This window comes from Catenibacterium mitsuokai (assembly GCF_025148785.1).
In the GTDB taxonomy this organism is placed as follows: Bacteria; Bacillota_I; Bacilli_A; order Erysipelotrichales; family Coprobacillaceae; genus Catenibacterium; species Catenibacterium mitsuoka.
The window spans coordinates 284,019-305,951 of sequence record NZ_CP102271.1 but is presented as its reverse complement, the minus strand read 5'-3'; the positions used below and the strand labels follow the sequence as shown (position 1 = coordinate 305,951).

The window sequence follows — 21,933 nt, the reverse complement described above, 5'->3', positions numbered from 1 at the left end:
GTTATGCAGCAGGTGTTTCGTCTTCTTCCTGATGACCGCTTATAGCCTTGATGAACTCCTTGCTGATAATAAATGCCTGATCAAAAGGGTTAATTAATAAAGCGTCATATTCTCCAGCACCTAAGAATGTAGCAATATGCTGATCAAATGGACGACATTCGCTGATTAATACCTGCCCTTCCTTTAATTCAACATTATCTTTGATACCCCATTTATCAATCTGTTCATTAGATGTAAAGAGTGGTAAATAGCTTAATTCATTACCTTCATCATCTTCTGCAGATAATGAAGGAATAATCATAGGTGCATCCTTTTTTAATTCATAGGTACCATCTGGCAAAGTCATTAAATCTGATTTATTCACAATCGTCATTAATGCAAGACATGAACGTGAGACTAAATCATCCATAACTAAAGAGAACTTTTCTTTTTCTTCTTCACCTTGTGCTTCCATATATTCATCATATAACCAAGAAAATTCCATATTACCTGGTACTCTATGACCAATTGTTTCATGATGGTCTACACCGTCATTTTCTTCAATACCCATATGGCTTAATGTGTTTCTATCTAGAGTAAATGCATCTGTTTCTGGATCAATGACCATACCATAGATTTCATCATCACCTGTATTGAATAATTCATTTAATAAGAATTCATAGTCTACTTCTACTAATACATTATGACGATCTGGGAAATCAGAATCTTCTAGAATAGAAGAGTTCTGTGCATTTTCTACAGTCGTATAAATCGCATACCATTCATCTCCGTCATCATCACATACTGTCTGTAAAAAGTATGAATCTTCATCATCATCGTCTACAGAAATATATGTAAGGAATGTAGAAGCCTTTAATGTATGCATTAAATCATCTTCTAATTTAGTGGCAGTAAAAGAAGCTTCTCCATATTTACCACAGCTTTCTTTCCAATCTTTATCTGTTGTTTCTACTGGTGTTGTGCTTAATAATGGTTTACTCATTCTTTTACTCCTCCCCTTCTATTAATCCCATTGTAGTTAGGATTTCTTTTGTAAGTACAATATTATCTGTGAATGGATTAATAACAAGTGCATCAAAAGCTTCACCATTATTAAGTCCTCCTAGATGAGTATCAAGATCAGCAGCCATTAGTATAGATTTTCTTTCTTCATCTTCAGCATTCCAGCCATCTAATGTTTCAATATCTTCCTGTGATGTAAAGAGTGGAACAATATTAGCTTGATCACCATTGTCTTCACTTGATAACATTCTAATCGCAAGATCTGCATCTGATCTAGCAATATATGTATTACCATCTTCTACTACTAAATCTTCTTTTCTTACCATTATAGGTAATGCGAATAAAGCATCATCAAATGCTTCCATCATATGACTAAAGATTTCTGCTTTCTTATCATCATCTTCAGTATTCTGGAAAATCTTCCAAATTTCTTTAATAAAGATATTTGCAGGAGTGAAGTTACCTAAATCTTCTGTATGATTTAAACCATTACATAAACGTTTAGAAATCTGTACTAATTCTTCTCTTGTAAGAATATAGTCATCACTAAATGGGTTAATCACAATACCATCAATCTGTTCACCATCCGCAAGTGTTAATTCTCTTGTTAGGAAAGCATAGTTGACCTCTACTGCTTCTACTTTTCTTCCTGGCATTGATGTTTCAGGTTTCGCAAGACTGCTTTCTAATTCTTTAATTGTAGTATAGACAGAAATAAAGTTACTGCTGCCATCTTGTGGTGAAATAGTAAAGAATGAATGATCATAATCAATGTTTTCACCATTTTCTGGTAGGTTCATATAACCATAATAGTGTGATTCTGTAAGATTCTTAATGAATGCTCTATAAGCGACTTCTTTGTCAGCCTGAGCCTTTTTCCAGGTATCAAGGGATTCAGTCCATCTTGATGCATTAAATACCTGTGAATTGTTAAAAGGTTTGTAATTCAACTTGTTTTCCTCCTCTAGTTGATTGTTTCTTTATTATAAAACATTTCATCTAGCATGTCTTTAGAAAAGCCTAGATGATCTGTAAAAGGATTAATGAGAATACCACAAAATGCATTACTAGAAAAGAGCATATCTTTGTATGATTCAAAGGATTGACATGTAATAATCATTTCCATGTCTGGTTCATTATGTGTCATATCTACTCTTTTTACATCTTCTAATCCTGTAAATAAACTAATATAGAGTTTATTAGAATCAGCATGAGAACACATGAGTGGTTTGATATAAATTTCAGCACCTGTATATATTTCAAGTTCTCCTGTCTTATTTGTATATAAATCTTTCTTATTTACAAGTACTGGACAAGCAAAGACCCCATCCTCCATAAGGGCTTCTACACTTTCTTTTAGGAATTCTTTAACACGTGGATTTCTACCATTAGAGTAATAAATCTTCATGTTCTTTTTAAACTTAAGATTAGCTGGTACAAGACTTGGTAAATCTTCTTGATGATTAATACCTGTTGTTGTATTGTGTCCTATACTATTTAATAGTTTTTCATCAGCTATCAGCTTTTGTGAGAAAGGATTAATGACTAGACCGCTTAACCCTTCTGTACGTGTATATATCTCTTCTAAGAGACGTTTATAGGATGCTACCATTATTTCTACCTGGTAGCCTTCTTGTGGTTCTGGAAGGTCTATATAGTCTGTTATTTCCTTTATATTTGTGAAAGCAGGTAAATAGGATTGTTGATCTTCACCAGATACAGAAATGATTTCATAATCGGAATCATCATTGTTTAATGGTCTTTGAACCATAACTAGATAATCTGAATGAGATATTAGATAATGAAAATGTTCTGTGATATCTGTATTTAAATTATAGTCCTGATACCAAAGGCTAAAGAAATCATTCCATTCTTCATCATCAGGATAATATTGTGGTGATACAATACTTAAACCATTGTAATCCATTAAAAAACCTCCTTTCTACTCTATTGTAACATGATAGAGGTAATAAGAGGTTTTTAATCTTTAATTATTTTATTAAATCGAGCACTTTTAGAAGATTTTCTTTGATACAAAGTAGATGAGGTTGTGTCATATCACTAATATCTACTAAATCAGGTACACCAATGACATCAATACCTGCAGCATCTGCCGCAATAATACCATTTCTAGAATCTTCTAGAATGAATGTTTCTTCCTTGTTTAGACCATAGATTTCAATAGCTTTATTAAATATTTCAGGATTAGGTTTGGCACGAGTGACATGATCACCACATACAAACTTATCAAAATATTGATCTAAACCAGCAGACTTGAGAGAAAATAGTACATCTGGTTCAAATGTAGAACTAGTAAGAACTAATGTATAACCATTATCTTTTAGATAAGTTAATAGTTCATGAGCACCCTTTTTTACTGGCATAGGGTTTGTTTCTAAGTATTTTCTTGTTTCTCTGATTTTATCTTCTCTGAAACGAGTAAAGTAATATCTATTCCCTGTAAGTTTTTCTAGTATTTCTTGTGATGCCAGGCCATTTGAACCAATTGATCTATAGGCAGCTTCCGGGTTAAATGGTTCATTATGTTGTGCAAATACCTTTTCCCACATCTTGATTCCTAAAGCTTCACTATCAATGAGTAATCCATCCATATCAAATAATACATTCTTCTTATTTTCTAACATATGATTAATCCTCCATATCAATACTGTATCATTATATAGTGTGATTGGGTATATGTAAAATAATTGTTGATAGCGATTACAGTTTATGCTATAATAAGAGTCGAAAAGAAAAGCAGAAAAAAGACTTGAATATTCCCCCATTCAAGTCTTTTTTTATGTTTAATTTACTTTTTTTGATGCCTGCATGTATTCTTTTTGACAGTTCTCAACGAATTGGGCAGCCATAGTAGTTGTATAGTGCTCTGTTTCGGCAATATACTCATCTACATAAGCATCTGTATGATGGCCAAAGGAATGAAGAAAACTACTTAGTAGTTTTGTTAACTCATTGTAGTAGTTAATACCTGATTGTTCATCCATCATACCTGTCATAAGTGAATAATAGAGACAAAAGTTGACAGAACCAGGACGATTAGATGTCATAGCATCTATACCATACCATACAGGATTATCCTCTATAGTATAAGGTCCGTTTTCCATCATAGTATATACTTCTTCCGGATCAAAGGGTATGTGTGCTTCTCCATAAAATTCATCTAATAATTCTATTTGATGATCCCTAGAGAGGGTGCTGTGAGACACGATTTGATAACTTATTCCTAAACAATAGGTTTCGAAGCAGTCTAACGCCTTAATGTTATTAAAGAGTTGTTTGTACATACTACTGTCTTTTACATTAATATAAAGTTCGTTGAGTTTCCTTTTGAATGCATGGAATTCAGATAGTTTCATAGTTATTTACCCCTTTCCAATAATTATTATACTGATTGATTTATGTATTTCAAGAAATCAAAAAGTGTATAAACGCAAGAGGAAAACAGGTCAATCTAAATAACTAATATTGCATCAATAAAGCTTCTAATTCAGGTTTGATCATATTCAACAAATAAGGATTACGACCATAGTAACATAACTCTAAAATTATGGATTTTTGTGAGACTACGAATAGAAATTATAACACAATACACTGTTAAGATAAAAAGTGATAAAACAAGAATGCAGTTTCACACTATCCTAATGTATCTTGCATTCTTATTTTACCACTAGCAAAATAACACATCTCTAAAACAGCAAAACAAGGGTTTATCCCAAACCAAGCTTTAATAAATTTCAAAATAACACAACCCTAAAACAAAGCTAAACCAGCAAGAACTCTGTATACAGTTTTAATTCAGTTCAAAATAACATAACCCTAAAACCGATGACCCCCAAGCTTCACACTCTATAGAGTTTTAATTCAGTTCAAAATAACATAACCCTAAAACCATTTTAGACGTGTCAATTCCTTGTATATGGTTTTAATTCAGTTCAAAACAACATAACCCTAAAACTCATACTTAATAGATTCTTTTTCTAAAAGCGTTTTAATTCAGTTCAAAATAACATAACCCTAAAACTACCCGTATACATTGGCAGTTTTTCAGCGTGTTTTAATTCAGTTCAAAATAACATAACCCTAAAACTTGACATGGTCAGCGCCCTGCTCCTCGTCTAGTTTTAATTCAGTTCAAAATAACATAACCCTAAAACCCCCCTGCACCTTTTATTTACCGGCTTTATTGTTTTAATTCAGTTCAAAATAACATAACCCTAAAACGGAATGAAATACAGAGTCAAGACACACAACGTTTTAATTCAGTTCAAAATAACATAACCCTAAAACCATAGTATCTACCTTTGTTGCAAGCACCTTGTTTTAATTCAGTTCAAAATAACATAACCCTAAAACGCGTTCTTTAACTGATTGATCGCTTTCTTGGTTTTAATTCAGTTCAAAATAACATAACCCTAAAACCTTAAGTTGGTATGTAACACAACATATGGAGTTTTAATTCAGTTCAAAATAACATAACCCTAAAACTATATTATCAATTCAAATTTAAAAGCATTAGTTTTAATTCATTTCAAAATAACATAACCCTAAAACTATCAGGCATGATTGTTTGCGCAGTTGTACGTTTTAATTCAGTTCAAAATAACATAACCCTAAAACCTGCACTCTGTTCTGCGCTTGGTGGTGCAAGGTTTTAATTCAGTTCAAAATAACATAACCCTAAAACTTCTCATAGAATTCATCATAGATATAGAGTGTTTTAATTCAGTTCAAAATAACATAACCCTAAAACTCCCCATAACTAGAATCGCTATATACCACTGTTTTAATTCAGTTCAAAATAACATAACCCTAAAACCTTTCGTTGATAATCATAGTCTTGCTTTTGGTTTTAATTCAGTTCAAAATAACATAACCCTAAAACATCATCAACATAGTGACAGAAGATTCTATTGTTTTAATTCAGTTCAAAATAACATAACCCTAAAACTGCTTTGCTCAATACGTGAGTGCTGTAGAGGTTTTAATTCAGTTCAAAATAACATAACCCTAAAACTGCTTGATAACGGTATTTTCAAAGGTTGGGGTTTTAATTCAGTTCAAAATAACATAACCCTAAAACTGGAAGTTTACGATGATTTGGATGAGCACAGTTTTAATTCAGTTCAAAATAACATAACCCTAAAACTTAAAAGTATAAGGCTTAATTATAGAATCAGTTTTAATTCAGTTCAAAATAACATAACCCTAAAACATTGGAATTACTCAGCGCCTCACGGAGCCGGTTTTAATTCAGTTCAAAATAACATAACCCTAAAACTACATTGAAGTAGATATCCGAATTAGAATTGTTTTAATTCAGTTCAAAATAACATAACCCTAAAACTCAATGCTAGTGCTTGCAAAAATGGGTAAAGTTTTAATTCAGTTCAAAATAACATAACCCTAAAACCAAGGCTCGTCCGTTAGAAGTCTGTCAACAGTTTTAATTCAGTTCAAAATAACATAACCCTAAAACTTGCCACTCATCATCAATACCGCTGAGGCTGTTTTAATTCAGTTCAAAATAACATAACCCTAAAACATGTAATGACTTCAGCATCTCTTTTCTTTTGTTTTAATTCAGTTCAAAATAACATAACCCTAAAACTTATGTACTATTTTGAAAAGAAGTCTAAGTGTTTTAATTCAGTTCAAAATAACATAACCCTAAAACTGGAATATCATTATTAGGTATTGCAATATCAGTTTTAATTCAGTTCAAAATAACATAACCCTAAAACTCCCTGTAATACCTTTCCAAATTCCTTCAAGTTTTAATTCAGTTCAAAATAACATAACCCTAAAACAAAGTTGCGGATGTCATTGAAGCGAATGCTGTTTTAATTCAGTTCAAAATAACATAACCCTAAAACAGGCATCAGAAATAGAGGCGTAAAGACTAAGTTTTAATTCAGTTCAAAATAACATAACCCTAAAACTTTTCTTTAGTTCTTCAATAACAATCAAAGTTTTAATTCAGTTCAAAATAACATAACCCTAAAACGCAAGCCTTGTAAATAAAGGGTTTCAGCGTGTTTTAATTCAGTTCAAAATAACATAACCCTAAAATAAAATGGTACCCATAAGGAGGACAACAACCTGACAGTTGTGATACCCACCTTGTGGGTATCTTTTTTTCGTTTCGTTGTTGAAATTATGCTATGCCAAAAAAGTTCACTAATGAAGAAATTGAGTTATTATCTAAATCACCCTATGTCAAAGCCATAAGACAAGACAGACTTGTATTAACACATGAATTCAGATGCATCTTATATGATGAATGGATTAAGCAGCCATCTACCTTACAGATAAGAGAAACACTTAAATCATACGGCTTTGATTGTTCGATGTTAGGGAAAATTATAATAAATAACATCAACATTAACTTTAAGCGCTATGGTCGTCCTACTAACGGAAAAAATAAGGTATTTGGACAGAGTATATATTCAGTTGAATTATATGATAATTCATTTCTAGTTGACTCCGGGGTATTCGTCAAAGGACGTAGAGGAATTACATTTAGTTCTGAGTTCATTAATAAAGCCTATAAAGAATATCCTTCTGTGTCCATTGAAAATCAGCTTGAATCCTGTGGTCTTGATCCCGAAAAAGTCGGATATCATAGAATATATGAATTAAAAAGAAAACTTGAAGATGGAGAAAAAACTAAAGAAAAGATAAGTGCTGATGCAGCAGAGAAATACTTTGGTCATCCATATGTAAAGAGATGCAATACAGATCATTTTACACTTAATAAACAGTTCTATGATGAAGCTTCAATATTCTATAGTTATCCCGTTGATGAGATCCTTGGAATATTTGAGATTGATGGTTCTGATTTTCCTATCAGAGTGCGAAATAAAATAAAGAAACAGCTCATATCCTGGAATGGTGATTCTGATGATATGGTGGTGGAATGTGACCAGGAGTTCAGATGCCGCATCCAGCACAACAGGATGAGAGCACTAGAAAAACTGTCAATGATGCATTTTGATACTATCAGGAAAATTCTTCCTTCCCTTACCCCCGAGCAGAAGAAGGCATTATGCATATGGATAAGAGACCTCCCACACGACAGATATGATTATTCTATCCGTTCCATACTAAAGAGAATCGGCATATCCAAGTCATCCTATTATTCAATACTCTCAGATGATAATTACGGTATGAAAGAAAGGCAGGATGAGATTGATTTTGAATACATAAGGAAGGTCATGGATTATAAGGGATTCAGAAAAGGAACGCGCACCATCTATATGATGCTTCCCGATATATGTGGTGTTCATTTTGGGAGAAACAAGATTCTCAGGCTGATGAGAAAATACAACTGCATATGCGCCATCCGCAGGGAGCGTACTGAATTGAAAACGTACAGAGAAAACTTAAAAAGCAACAGGAAGCCAAACCTTCTTAAGAGAATGTTCCGTCTGGCAAGGCCGGGTGACATACTGCTCACAGATGTGAGCTATCTAAAATACGGGCTGAACAGAACTGAATACCTGTCTTGCATAAAGGATGCAGTAAGCGGACGTGTTGTAAGTCATATCACTTCTTCAGGTAACGATCTTAATTTAGTTATGGATACAATAGATACTCTTGATCCTTCTGAGGATGCCATCTTCCATTCTGACCAGGGCTCCCTCTATTTTAATGATTTATTCCAGGGCAGGCTTAAGGAACTAGGATACAGACAGTCCATGTCACGCAGGGGAAACTGCTGGGATAATGCAAGCCAGGAATCCTTCTTTGGACATATGAAGGATGAGTGCGACCTGTCTGGCTGTTCCACTCCGGAAGAAGTGAAGGAAATGATAGATAATTATGTATACTACTATAATAATGAGCGTCCTCAGTGGACACGTAATAAGATGACACCAACTGAATATGAAGACTATCTTAATTCATTATCTGATAATGAATATTCAGATTATCTTCAAAACGAACAGGAAAAGTATGATAAAATGATGAAAAAAGCGAGAGAAAAGGCGCTCAAGCGTGCAGTTGAGCTTGGCGCTCTGACAGAGGAGGATATGGAATTATATGGCTCAGGAAAGAAAGAAGAACAGGCAACAGCAGACAGAGGCGCAGAGACTTGCACATAGAGATGCAGTTATTGAACATTCAGATAATAAGTTCGTTGCAGAACTTACAAAGAATATGGATGCATTCATCTATACAAAGGACTTCTATGTTGCACTGTATAAGCAGCTTGAAAGTGGAATGACATCAATCGAGGCTTATGAATCATTAGGGTTCGATACTAAGAAACTAGGAAAGAACTGCGCTCAGGCAGCAGCCAAGCGTGCAAGACAGAAAGCGAAGAACGGGGAGTTTGAACCAAAGGCTGAGAACTATGATGGAAGCATCCCTATTGAGGAAATGCCTGAAATGACTCTCGAAGAGAAGGTTGCATACCAGGAGGCACGTATCAGATATCTTGAGGATTACGTAGAATTTCAAAAAAAAATGCCTTCCATACTGGAGGAGATATACTCATCCTACAGCGACAAGAAGTAAAGGAGGACAAGCTCTTCATGGCTTATGACTACATAAGCAGGGGAAAGGCAAAAGAGAATGGTTATACTAACACCAAAGTGTTCAAATTATTTGGTGTAAGCAGCACCGGCTATTATAATTATGTGGCACGCAGGGAGGATAGAGACGGGAAGCAGGCAGCTAGAAAACAGGATGAAAGCCATGTGATGCAGTGCTTCAAGAAGATCATTAAAACACTAGGATTCGTTCCCGGAAAGCGAACTTTCCGCCGACATATGTTCAGAAGGTTCAATTACAATATCAGCGTATCAAGAGCTTCAGCCATCATGAAAAAGATGCAGATTACTGCACAGCTTCCCAAGAAGGATGCATACAAGGGACAGGCAACCCACCATCATGAGTGCATGGCAAAGCCTAATCTCGTTAACCGTAACTTCAAGTTAGGTGTAAGACAGGTCATCCTTACTGATATCACTTATATTCATTACGGCTATAGCCGTACTCCAGCCTATATGTGTGCGTTCAAGGATGCCTATACAACTGAAATACTAGGTCATTATGTATCAGGCAGAATGGATGTGTCTCTTGTTCAGAAGGCATTCAATAATATGATGGAGAATCATAAGGACGAGTTCCCCAAGAATCTGGAGGTATACTGCCACAGTGACCAGGGCTCACAGTATCTGTCAACATCTTTCAAACAGCTTCTTAATGAGAATGATTTCATCCAGTCAATGTCCAGAAGAGGAAACAGTCAGGACAACGCTCCTATGGAATCATTCTTTGGGCGTATGAAGACTGAGGTCATTGACATCATCGCAAGATGTGGGGATATAGCTACTGTAAGAAGGCTCATTAATGGATATATCAATATGCATAATAATGAAAGATATCAGGATACCCTTGCAGCACTGTCTCCAAGTGAATTCTATACATATAAGGTGACAGGTCAGTATCCACTGGACAGCTATTATGGGGTGAAGGCATCAGAGCTTATGCCTCTTGAAAAGATCATTGAGGCTAAGCTTGAAATGCAGGAAAAAAAGAAGGAGCTCCGTAAGGAACGTCAGAAGATCAATGAGCAGCAGTCCAGATTATTAAGGAATGCGGGCGAAATCATCATGCGTGATATGAAGAAGATGGAGGATGAAAACAGGAAATGGGTAAAACAGCAGGAACTAGTAGAGAATCAGCTGAAGAAGATTTCGGAAATCATTGAGAAGATTAGTAAGGCTTTAAAATTCTATTATCATGAAGCAACAGCTGAAATCAAGAAACTGCTTAAGGATCCATTGAACTGGAAGAACTATACAGAACTGGACTATTATAAGGATCTTGATGCATTATACTAATTAGACAAATCATAAATAATATATCGGGAAAAGTCCATAAAATCAGGACTTCTTTTCGTCGTGGAAAAAGGCTGGGGAACAGGCGCAAAAAAATGAGCATCACCTTACGGTGATGCTCATTTAGCAGGGACTGTCAACTTTCTGTCCTTGACTTTTGAACCAGTTTAAAACGGATATGGTTTTATTGCATTGAATGCTGATGTTTTAATTCAGTTCAAAATAACATAACCCTAAAACTATTTAAGTTGTTTATCGATTTCTTCTCCGTTTTAATTCAGTTCAAAATAACATAACCCTAAAACGACAGTCCACACAATCAACTAAATTTAATTGTTTTAATTCAGTTCAAAATAACATAACCCTAAAACTTGCCTCACGGTCGAACAAGATTCCCATTAGTTTTAATTCAGTTCAAAATAACATAACCCTAAAACTAATAGAATTGGTGGAAAATGGAATAGGAAAGTTTTAATTCAGTTCAAAATAACATAACCCTAAAACTCAAATTCAAAAATCCAATAGTATTTTCCCCTTTAAGATTGGAATTCTTTTCAGGATCACGACTCCCTAGTCACTTTGAACCTCTTCTATTTTATCATAATCTTCACATAAATCTTCATCTATTATATATTTTCTAAAAGCAATAGAATCAACTTCCCTATTTTTATTCTCTATAAACAACAAATGAAGATGCTTATAATTCTTATACTTGATCAATTCCATCAATTCTTCATCATCTAAATAATCAAAGCAATTATATAGAACCAGCACTGGCTTTTTTACTAGTTCAGTAACTAGTTCTACATAATTCATTAGCCTATCATAAAGCTTTTCTTCTGCCTTTCTAGATATCTTTAAAGATACTGCCTTTAAATAGTTTTCAATAGTTAAATCATTTTTATAGTCAAATTCCAGATTGTAATCTTCAAGTTCATTTTCTAATATAGCGACGAGATCATCAACTAACTCTTGATATCTCATGCATTTCTCTTCATCAGAAGTGATACTTTTGCTTATTTCTGAATAGATTTCTTTTAATAGATTCTTATCGTTAAAATCTATTTTATAGAGATCTGTTATCAATAATACATTAGTAGTAATATTCTTTTCCCCATCGATAACTAATAATTCTGTACTTTTATTTTTATCATATAGGATAGATGACAATAAACTTAAAATATGAGCATAAAACTTATGATTCTTAATAATCAAAATAGTGTTATCCTGATCATTAAAATCAATTTCTTCAAATCCCATAATTCTTAGCTTCATAGGACTATCAGCCTCTCTTCACTATCCTCTTTAAGAGTCTGTTTACTACCACAAATATATTCTATCGATGCAAATTGTTTCTCTGTAATTATGAGAACTTCTACATCTCCAGCACTAGGTTTATTATCTCTAATTCTTTTTACCTGTGCTTTCACAATAGAATTATTCAAAGCCAATTTACAATAAACACTCTCCTGCATCATCACAAATCCATCATTAATAAGCAGTTTTCTAAACAATCTATATTCTTTCTGATCTTTATATGTAAGTGTAGGCAAATCAAAAAATACAATAATCCTCATATATCTATAACTCATATTCAAAAAACTCTAGATAGCTGATATCTTTCTTTTCAATTGCCTTAATCACACTTTTCACATATATAGATATCGCATTAGAAACATATTGATTACTATTCTTTATTCTAACTTTATGATTTAGCACATCCACTAATTTAAGCCTCATAGAACCATCAAATATCTCATCACAGTTTTCTCTGACTATTTTATCTACTAAAGGTCTAAATGGTTCCATTAAGTCCGATGATAAATTAAATGGATTAAATTCGTTACAATGTTTAATTCCAAGTTGTGTTAAATAACCATTTAACACAAGTTCTTTATTAAACTGTGACAACAATATTGAATATCCATAATTCAATGATGCATTGATATCACTCTTTGATGTTCTTGTAAAATCTACGCCAAACAAGTCATCAAAATACACTTTAGCTGCATGCCCTTCTCTATTAGTCGAATCAAATAATCTAATTTGATCAACATACTTGTATAGTTTCTTTGATCCATCTTCATCATAATTCTCTAATAGTTTAGCTTGGTTCTTAATCTTTTCTTTGATAATTGCAGTCCAAACCTCTTTAGCATAATCATAATCCCAGTTTATTTGTTGGCGTACTCTTTTACTGGAATTATGACACCCATAATATGACATTACTTCACCTACAGGATTTCTTTTTTCATCACAAAATACAACTTTAATCTTCCTACTTAGTAATTCATTCACTAAGTAGGAAGTAATGGCAACAGCAGTACTACTTATAAGAATAGTATTTATTTCAGACAAATGAATCATATGTACTTCATCACTTCTTACTATTAGATACCCATTCTTATAAGTAAGTTTAGCTCTGCTGTCTATAACTACTGTTCGCTAACTCATAATTTGTATTTTTTAGTGTATATTCCTGTTGGTGACTGAGAGATAAACACAATATTGTTTAAATTATGATTTTTAGTTTTTAATCTTCCGATTCTATCACTTATTTTAAAATCATCATATACAATATTACCGTTCTGTGGTCCTCTATGCATTACGATAAGCATTTGCTTTATAATATTTGCCTTTTCTTCTTTAGAAATAACAACATAATTCTCATTCATGCTTTCAAACTTTTCTGCAATACCTCGATATGCAGGATATAATACTTTCATTTTATTTGTTAATTCAATATACAATTGAATCATCAAAATATCATCCAGATTGTCATAATCTTGTTTATAGATTGCATTATATATGTCTGCAATTAATGCACACTGTTTTTCATTTAAAACAAGTTGTCTAGCATTCACATATTCAGTCGGTGATGTTAATAAGTATTCCCCTCCATCCATTTCAATCATCTGGTTAACTGGAATATTATCTTTAATAATTCTTACATCACTTAAGCCTTCTTTTTCTTCTATATAATTAATTTTTTCATTAATAGAAGCTGCTTTTAAATGTAAAGGAACACCTGATATTTTCTTGACTAATTCAGTTTTCTTACCCTTTTTCTTCTGTCCTTCTATTGCAACAATAGTATATTGTAATCCACTAAATCCACCATATTTGTGAACATCACTACGGTTCTTATTAACTGGTACAACTGCTTTTGTTACACCCTTATCTGCATGTGCATCATTAGACAGAACTGTTAAATTAAACAACTGTCCACTCTTCTGGTCTAATTTAGTTGTACAATAACAATCTTTATAATAGAAACATTTCTTGATTTCATTAATAAGATCTGGATTCCAGATAAGTTTACCATCTACTTCATATGGATAGTTCATACTATTAATCACAAATCCATCTTTCCATCTCTTTTGATCGTTCTTATTCTTTCTAAACATCTTCATGTATTCAGAATAAACAGCTTTAGAATCATGCATATTAGGATATCTATCACGCATAAATCCACCAATTAATGCCACAATATAAGCATCATGTGCATGGTGATAATCATTAATATCTCTATTCTTATAAATATGATTCTTGACTCTAAATTCATGAGATAAGTTTGCTCGAATAGCTGCAACTTTAGTTGTAGAATAATGGTCTTCAATAATCTGAGTAACATTCTTTGTAATCTGTCTTGTTTCTACCAACTGTCTATTAATAAATCTTTCTTCATCTCTTTCTGTATATTCAGTTTTGATTAAAGAATAGAATTTCTTTGGACTAATCAATTCATGATCAAACAATAATTTCCAGAATCTATACATCTTGTCACGAATGTCAAAAGGAACAACCAAATCATCTAATTTTCTCTGGTTCTCGCTAGGCACTACTAAAACTCTGTTATCAAAACTATCATCTTTAACTAAAGACTGAGGAACAATATGGTCAATCTGATACTTATCTAACGAATCAATATCTAGTTTTTTACCAGAATACATACACTTACCTAACTGAGTGAAATATAAGAATAGACTATCAGAAGAAATCTTCTTAGTATTATCGAAGCCTTTTAATTCTTCTAACACACTCTTATATTCTTTCTTTGTCTGCTCATCTAAATCTTTATACACATTTTCTAATTTCTTTATCTTAGATTCTGTTCTCTCTTTAGCTTCTTCGGATCTTTCAAATTCAATATAGATATACTTAGGTCTACATTTCATTACTTTAGTGATTTCTTCTACAATCTGTAAAGACTGCCAAATACCTCTCTTTAGTGCTGGTGATCCTGCTAATCTTTCAACTTCTTCATAAGTGAATTTACCATCTTCAGGACAAGAAGTTGCTTCTTCAATCATCTGTGCATAGCCCAAATCTTTATCATTGATGATTTCCATTAAGTTCAAACGAGACATTTCTAAGACATCTAATACAGTTACACTACTACCAAATCTATTATCAGCAACTATACCATCAAGTAGCTTCTTTGATAATCTTGACCAATCCTTATACTTTAACTTTAATATCTGTTTTACTTTATCATCTGGCAAAGCATATTTTTTCTTTAATCTACGCTTCATGATTTTCTTATCTTCAAATACAGTCAAATCATAGATAATGTTTTCGATAAGATCAAAATTAGACTGATCAATCTTTCCAAAGATATTTGTGAAATCAATCCATGGAGTCAATGAAGTTGAGAATTGATTTTCTTTCTGGAACCCTTTTATTTCTGCATCTTTACTACAACATTGATTATTCACTAACCAGTTCTTTAATTTCTTTTCAGTAACTGTCTTATTTTTCATGAAAAGTTCATTATAAATATCATTCTTAACGTCTACTTCAAGTAGTTTATCATCTACTCTAATCTTATTCAGTTCATTATAAACCTCATATTTAGATACTATAAGTGAATTCTTAGGTAGAACCTCTTCATCTGGGAAATACGTACAATAACTTCTCATACGCTTAATAAATCCTTCAGCAGTTGCATCCACATCTACAATATCTTGATAGTTCCATGGCAATATTCTCTGATTTTCTTTACCTTCTAATCGTTTTATCCATGCATGCTCACTGGTTTCATTTAATGGTCCAAAATAATATGGAATTCTAAATGTTAGAATTGATAATAACTGTTCTCTCTTTTCCTTTAATATTGGATAGTATTCTGCCTGATTATCAATTATCTTAATCATTTCATCAAGCTGCATCTGATAAGGTACAGATCCATTAGTACGTGAATTCTGTTTTAATAAGAAGTTTTCTAGTTCTATATCATTTAAAATTTGCTTTGCTTCTGGTGTATCAACCTTCTCAATACATTTCTTAACATATTTATAGAACTCATCTACAGGTGCTTTAGATGGACGATTAATATAATTATAATATCCCTTCGATTTCTCACTATCATTTCTGAACATATCAAAATATTTATTAGGAACATTATTCTTAATACAATCTTTTAATAATTTTAAATCATCATGATGCTTGTTATAACGACTCACCATTGCTTCAGAAATAGATGCATTATCTGTATGTGTTGCACCCATAATAGTCTGTAGTTCAACCCAGCTATAAACATTATGTAATGCATCAACAAATTCAACATATTCACCTAAATCTTTTTCAACTTCACTAAACTGATCATCATAATTAGAATCTGAGAATTTAAGTTTGATTTCAGAATCTCCCTGCTTAATAGGTTCACATAAAATCATCTTAGTAACATTCATTTTGTTTCCAGCTATACCAGTCACTAATTCTTTAAATGCACTCTTATAATCTTTCTCTGGTGCAATTAAAGTCATAACTTCATCAACCTTAGCTTTTTTTGATAATGGCTTCTTTAATATTTCTAGTATTTCTAGATTCTTCTTTTCATCGTCTTCATATGGAATGTTATTGAAAGATGTGAACTGTGTGAATATATCAGATAATTTATCTTCAATATTAGATGCATCCATATTGAATTTCTGACCTTCATATAAGAAGTTTCCTCTATATTTCACAATATGATGAAGTGCTAAATAAATAAGTCTTGGATCAGCTTTTTCAGTTGATTCACATAATGCCTTTCTTAAATGATAAATAGTAGGATACTTATGATAATAAGTATAATCATTAAAATCTTCATCAATAAACAAATTATAATTATCCTTATAATCTGTCCCTAAATATTTGGCTTTATCTTCTTCATCCAAAAAAGAAGTATGCTCTAATCTAATAAAGAAAGTTGGATCTTTCTCTAAGACCATATCCTGTAAAATAGCACGTAATAATCTAATTCTCTCTCTTCTCTTATTGTATCTTCTACGTATAGATCTACTAGCTCTTCTATTAGCTGCTGTTTCTGCATTACTAAATAATCTAGATCCCCATAGATGCTTTCCATTTCTTTTCATAAGTCTATGATTCATGTCTACAACGGCCCATCCTACAGACCCTGTTCCTAAATCAAGTCCAATACAATAATCAACAATATGCTAAAGTGAAAAGTTAAATTCCACTTTAAAACAGAACGAAACAAATGTGGAATTTACTCGTTCAGGATAATGTTTTCATAAGAATATCGGATATTAAGTCTGATATTCTTTTTGTTTTAGAAATGGAAATTAGTCATACGTATATAAGAAGTGTGACTTTAATCACAGAAATCATTGTATTTTAAGGCACAATAAAGCTATGGAATTTCGTTCATTTTTTTCGGGTGTAAGACTAAATTCCACTTTAACTGCATGTGCTATTGTCAGTCTGCATCTCATGTTTCATACATTCTCCGAATGATTTTAGTTATCTTCTTTTAATAAATATGGTTTTAAAATTATTTCATCATTTTCTATTTTCTTGATTCCAAATTCTATGAATTTCTTATATAAATCTGGACTTAGGAACTCCATCATCTCCAGCGGTGACTTTCCTTTTAGGTTCTCCTTTGGCTGGGAATTGATGTGGGATGCCATGAGGTTAGCCTTCTCCTGTGAATCAAAACCGAGATCCTTGAGATCTGCTTCTTTAGGGCATATGTAACGTATCTCTTTGTGGTTGTTCTCAAGACTTCCTTTCTGGCATGATTGCATAGGATCACAGTAAAAGACATGAGTCCTCATGCTGCCATCATTGTCCTTTTCTAGTCCATCTGCATCTGAGAATTCAGTACCTCTATCTGTCTTGATGACCTCCACTTCCTTTACAAAAAGGTTTTTTCCTAATATTGATTCAAGAAGGGCTACGCCTTCAACCATAGCCTTTGCAGTCTTCTCTTCATGGTATATAATGAACATGAAAGAGTAAGACAGGAACTTAAAAGTCTGCATGAAGGGACCGCTTTGCCCATTGTAGACGGTATCCATCTCGACAATACTAACGTTGTCATGATCGTCAGTATATGAGATGAAATCCTTATAGGTGCGGCCTATCAGGAACTTTCTGTCTTCTCTTTTTTTATATTTGACAGAATCCTTCTTTGATATTCTTCTTGTCTTGACTCTTAAGTCAATATCAAGCAGGCCGAACTGTCTAAATACGCCAGATTCTATGTAATTGTATAATGTCTTTTCAGAAATATTCAGTTCAGGATGAGAAGTGATGATCTGATATGGTGAATGACCCTTCTTAACAAGAGGGACAATGACATCAGCTAAAGCCTTAAGTTCGCTGTATGTCATGTTTATTCCTTCTCTTGATTCAATGAGATCAGCCATATATTCCTTATTGGCGAGATCTGCAGAATATGTGAACTTGTCAAATCTACAGTGCTGGAATTTAGGACACCCGTTGCAGGCACCAGGAGATCTGTCTCTTCGCTTGCATTTAAAAACTACCAAATCAGCACAATCCTTACATACATGATGATGCTTGCATCTGTCCTTGTTGGCACATGCAGGATCAAAACTGCAGTAATGTGAATGTTTTCTATGTGCCTTTATTTCTTTGCCTATAGTTGATTTATCCTTCCCAAGAGTTGCAGCGATAGAAGCCTTGGTAGCACCATTTTCTATCCCTCTCTCAATGATTTGTCTTTCTGAAAGAGTAAGATGTAAATTCTTATTTGATTTAGCCATGATAATCAGCCTTTCATGAAATAGAGAAACAGACATCACGGTAATTATATACCTGAAGGAGAAAATTCAACTATTGAAGGTGTAAAAGTAAATTCAACTGTAAGAGTAAAATCAACTGGAAAGATGTGAAAGACTAAACGCAACTTTGACCCGCCTAAAGTGGAATTTAACTTTTCACTTTAGATAATCAACAATATTTTGGCTCATACCTTGACATCCTCCTAAAAAGTGATTATGCTAATAGTGTCGAAACAAATAGTTTTGATACAGTTCAAAATAACACAACGAGTTAAAATAAAGCTTATGCTTAAATGTCGGGTTTCCCGATTGTCATTTAGATGACGTATCAAATGCTACTTCGGTAGCATTTTTTATTTGTCTTTTTTTACTATTAACACCTAAATTTATTTACTCCTTTATTATAACTCTTTTAAATAATTATATTAACAGTTAGCCCTCCGACAGCGCCTTTTTAGAGGCACTTACTTATTTTTTCTCTTTTTTTTAATGAATTTCTCAATTTTTTATCAAAAAATTAACGCTCAATTTAAGAAAATTGTTGCTTTGAGTAATCTTATTCAGCGAATATACCATAACGATATTCGTAATATGCTTCCTTAAGTGAAATAGGCATAGGTGTAGCTCTTACCATTTCATTACTGAAAGCCTCAGTATCCATCATCATTCTTAGAATCTCAGATGCCATTTCCTTTCTCTTGAATGTATACTTAGCCTGCTTCTTAAGAAGCAGGAAATCTAGATAACCTTGTATGTATCTGGTGCCAACGCCTCTTGTTGTCTGTATCATTGAGCTTACTTCTGTCATCATCTCATTGACAGCTCCTAATGATTTACCATCATCAGTAAGATATCTCTTCTCTAAAGGAGATGTCTTTATCTTATTGTTTACTGCTTCAAGATAGTTGGCAAACTGCTGTATGCTTGCCTTTGAATCTGATATGAACTCTTCCACATCCTTAAAGTAGTCTTTATTCGCTTTATATTTATCGAATGACTCACTTCCAAGACCTGATACCTGCATCATCATATGATCATTTTCATCTGTAGCACAGACAATGGCAACCTTGTGATGAGATATTCCTCTATATGCAGCCTGTTTACCTCTTTTCTTTGAGTATCTAGGCATATTTTGAGGACGTGTTCCCTTTAGGTTTATACTTTTATACTGTGTATCTATTTCAACTTCACCAGATAATTTCTGATGACCCATGATTTCAGATGCTGCATGATAAAGTTTATGACGCATATAGAAGCAGGTCGTCTTGCTTGTCTCTAAGACTTGAGCCTCACCCTCTAGAGGCATTTTATATAGTTCCAGTTCAATGAAGTGAAGCCACTGGTCCAAAGTAAAATGAGACCAGTAGAATAAGGTGTTGGTTCTATCACTAAAAGACTTGTGACAGTCAAGACAGATATATCTCTGATGTCTGTTCTTATCTTTTCCATTCTTCTTGAAATGGACTGAACCACATATAGGGCATGCCTTATGAGATGGATCAATGTCTTCATCATCCTGTTCATATAATGATTCGATAAGTTTATTTACATAATCCTTATCCTTAGATCTTAAATAGTTTTTTACCTGGTTTTCAGTTATCATAGCACTCACCTGACCTTTTAAGATCATTTTACAACTGTTCGAGAAATGATGATTTGAGTTAGGTGGCTATAAAGTAGAAAAATAGGCGTTAAGTTAAATTTAATGATCTAGTAGCAACATTTTTCATAAACTTAGCGAAAATTAAAAAAAGCATCAACAGATGTTCTAAAGCGAGCAGTTAAATTCCACTTAGTCTAGAAGAAGTAGACTTTACTCTTACAGTTGAAGTTACTTTTACATCCTTTTTCTACTACACATATGCAAGGTAAGTTCAACATAAAAAAAGATCACCTACGGTGATCATGGTAAGGAAATCGGATTTTGGTATGAGCTATTCCCTTACCCATTCATTACTATACACTACTTTCTTATTTTATGCACCTTTTTGCAGTTTTAGAAAAAACTATTAAAAAAAGATTTAGTGGCATACCACTAAATCCCCTTTCTGTATAAACTATAGCTATATCCAAAACATAGTAAACTAGATATCAATAAAATACCTAACCCTATATACATATAACCTAACATACTAAAGATAATATACAACATTCCACTCAATACAAACACATAACCAGAAAATCTATGTGTACGTGACCAGTTCTCATCACTATTTAATGCCCATGAAGTACGAATACCTATAGTATAGTTTCTTTTTATTTTAGGTAAGTAATTACCTAAAATAATAAAGATGAAGCCTATTACTATATTCACGATAAATGTCATATCAAAACGATAGCCTAGACTATATGTAATAATAAGTAGAGTCACCATCAAACATATAACTGGGCAGATCATTAATATGATTCTTAATCCTACTTCTGGTATATTACTCTTTTTAGGATCCTTGAATGTCATAAAAGCACAGAATATATGAAGCAATAACATAAATGCCCACACACCATATAAACCTAAGAACTTATTCATATACCCATCAGGTGTTCCATGAAAATCAAAATGTGTTGCGACTTGTGCAGGTAACTTATTATAAGTCACTAATATACATACAAGTGGCAACAGAAATAATACCAAACTAAACTTAAACCATTTATTCTTCAACATCATCATTTCCTCCTAAAAAAGACTTAAAATACAACAACATTTCTTCAAACACAGTCGCATTAATTTCGTAATAAATATAATTCTTATCTTTTTCTTCTCTTACTAAGTCTGCAGATTTTAATATCGATAAGTGATATGAGACAGTGGCCTGTGTCATATCAAATTGTGCGGCGATATCTCCTGCAGACATCCTTCCTTTCTTTAATAAGTTAAGAATATCTCTTCTTACTGGTGCACTGAGTGCTTTAAATGTTTTCTCAAACATATGTTCACCACCTATTTAGATAACTTTCTAAATAGATTATACAATAAACGCCAAGAAATGCAATACCTATTTAGAAATATTTCTAAATAGGTATCAAAA

At 32.9% G+C, this 21,933-nt stretch carries 16 protein-coding genes and 2 CRISPR repeat arrays; of the genes, 3 read left to right on the top strand and 13 right to left on the bottom strand.

What is annotated here, in order from left to right; translation table 11 throughout:
- Position 1: 1 nt before the first annotated feature.
- From NQ499_RS01435 to NQ499_RS01415, 5 genes are all read right to left on the bottom strand, one after another.
- Positions 2-982 (bottom strand): SseB family protein, encoded by a 981-nt coding sequence (locus NQ499_RS01435; RefSeq protein ID WP_006507129.1) that lies wholly within the window; start codon positions 980-982, stop codon positions 2-4.
- Positions 983-986: 4 nt separating this feature from the next.
- Positions 987-1,952, bottom strand: a complete 966-nt coding sequence (locus tag NQ499_RS01430; protein ID WP_006507130.1) for an SseB family protein — start codon at positions 1,950-1,952, stop codon at positions 987-989.
- A 14-nt stretch (positions 1,953-1,966) separates the two neighbouring features.
- The gene (locus NQ499_RS01425) at positions 1,967-2,929 is read right to left on the bottom strand and encodes an SseB family protein (protein ID WP_006507131.1); all 963 of its coding nucleotides are present in this window, start codon (positions 2,927-2,929) and stop codon (positions 1,967-1,969) included.
- 64 nt (positions 2,930-2,993) lie between these two features.
- Positions 2,994-3,647: an HAD family hydrolase gene (locus NQ499_RS01420; RefSeq protein ID WP_006507132.1), complete on the bottom strand. Its 654-nt coding sequence runs from the start codon at positions 3,645-3,647 to the stop codon at positions 2,994-2,996.
- A 159-nt stretch (positions 3,648-3,806) separates the two neighbouring features.
- Positions 3,807-4,379: a hypothetical protein gene (locus NQ499_RS01415; protein ID WP_006507133.1), complete on the bottom strand. Its 573-nt coding sequence runs from the start codon at positions 4,377-4,379 to the stop codon at positions 3,807-3,809.
- A gap of 365 nt (positions 4,380-4,744) precedes the next feature.
- Positions 4,745-7,093: a CRISPR direct-repeat array (repeat unit 36 nt; unit sequence GTTTTAATTCAGTTCAAAATAACATAACCCTAAAAC).
- Positions 7,094-7,184: 91 nt separating this feature from the next.
- Between NQ499_RS01415 and NQ499_RS01410 the strand changes: the two genes are divergently transcribed.
- The 3 genes from NQ499_RS01410 to NQ499_RS01400 are packed head-to-tail and all read left to right on the top strand — an operon-like array spanning position 7,185 to position 10,871.
- Positions 7,185-9,125, top strand: a complete 1,941-nt coding sequence (locus tag NQ499_RS01410; RefSeq protein ID WP_006507210.1) for an IS3 family transposase — start codon at positions 7,185-7,187, stop codon at positions 9,123-9,125.
- Positions 9,064-9,540 (top strand): hypothetical protein, encoded by a 477-nt coding sequence (locus tag NQ499_RS01405; RefSeq protein WP_006507209.1) that lies wholly within the window; start codon positions 9,064-9,066, stop codon positions 9,538-9,540. The genes NQ499_RS01410 and NQ499_RS01405 overlap by 62 nt, the downstream gene beginning before the upstream one ends.
- Positions 9,541-9,557: 17 nt before the next feature.
- On the top strand, positions 9,558-10,871 hold the full coding sequence (locus NQ499_RS01400; protein ID WP_006507208.1) for an IS3 family transposase: 1,314 nt from the start codon (positions 9,558-9,560) through the stop codon (positions 10,869-10,871).
- Positions 10,872-11,072: 201 nt separating this feature from the next.
- A CRISPR array of direct repeats spans positions 11,073-11,372; the repeat unit is 36 nt; unit sequence GTTTTAATTCAGTTCAAAATAACATAACCCTAAAAC.
- A 66-nt stretch (positions 11,373-11,438) separates the two neighbouring features.
- On the opposite strand, the gene csn2 is transcribed toward NQ499_RS01400, so the two are convergent.
- The 8 genes from csn2 to NQ499_RS01360 all read right to left on the bottom strand — a co-directional run bounded on the left by csn2 (position 11,439) and on the right by NQ499_RS01360 (position 21,834).
- Positions 11,439-12,143, bottom strand: a complete 705-nt coding sequence (gene csn2, locus NQ499_RS01395; protein WP_006506699.1) for a type II-A CRISPR-associated protein Csn2 — start codon at positions 12,141-12,143, stop codon at positions 11,439-11,441.
- On the bottom strand, positions 12,140-12,460 hold the full coding sequence (gene cas2 / locus NQ499_RS01390; protein WP_006506698.1) for a CRISPR-associated endonuclease Cas2: 321 nt from the start codon (positions 12,458-12,460) through the stop codon (positions 12,140-12,142). Before cas2 ends, csn2 begins: the two co-directional genes overlap by 4 nt.
- Positions 12,450-13,301, bottom strand: coding sequence for a type II CRISPR-associated endonuclease Cas1 (gene cas1 / locus NQ499_RS01385; protein WP_202898494.1), 852 nt, complete (start codon positions 13,299-13,301; stop codon positions 12,450-12,452). The genes cas2 and cas1 overlap by 11 nt, the downstream gene beginning before the upstream one ends.
- A 17-nt stretch (positions 13,302-13,318) precedes the next feature.
- Positions 13,319-17,293: a type II CRISPR RNA-guided endonuclease Cas9 gene (cas9, locus tag NQ499_RS01380; protein ID WP_259848801.1), complete on the bottom strand. Its 3,975-nt coding sequence runs from the start codon at positions 17,291-17,293 to the stop codon at positions 13,319-13,321.
- A 321-nt stretch (positions 17,294-17,614) separates the two neighbouring features.
- Complete coding sequence (locus NQ499_RS01375; RefSeq protein ID WP_259848576.1) at positions 17,615-18,889, bottom strand: IS30 family transposase; 1,275 nt, start codon at positions 18,887-18,889, stop codon at positions 17,615-17,617.
- Between the two features lie 574 nt (positions 18,890-19,463).
- On the bottom strand, positions 19,464-20,510 hold the full coding sequence (locus NQ499_RS01370; protein ID WP_040389582.1) for an IS1/IS1595 family N-terminal zinc-binding domain-containing protein: 1,047 nt from the start codon (positions 20,508-20,510) through the stop codon (positions 19,464-19,466).
- A gap of 432 nt (positions 20,511-20,942) precedes the next feature.
- Positions 20,943-21,569 (bottom strand): SdpI family protein, encoded by a 627-nt coding sequence (locus tag NQ499_RS01365; RefSeq protein WP_238319899.1) that lies wholly within the window; start codon positions 21,567-21,569, stop codon positions 20,943-20,945.
- Complete coding sequence (locus tag NQ499_RS01360; protein WP_006506773.1) at positions 21,556-21,834, bottom strand: autorepressor SdpR family transcription factor; 279 nt, start codon at positions 21,832-21,834, stop codon at positions 21,556-21,558. The genes NQ499_RS01365 and NQ499_RS01360 overlap by 14 nt, the downstream gene beginning before the upstream one ends.
- Positions 21,835-21,933 lie beyond the last annotated feature (99 nt).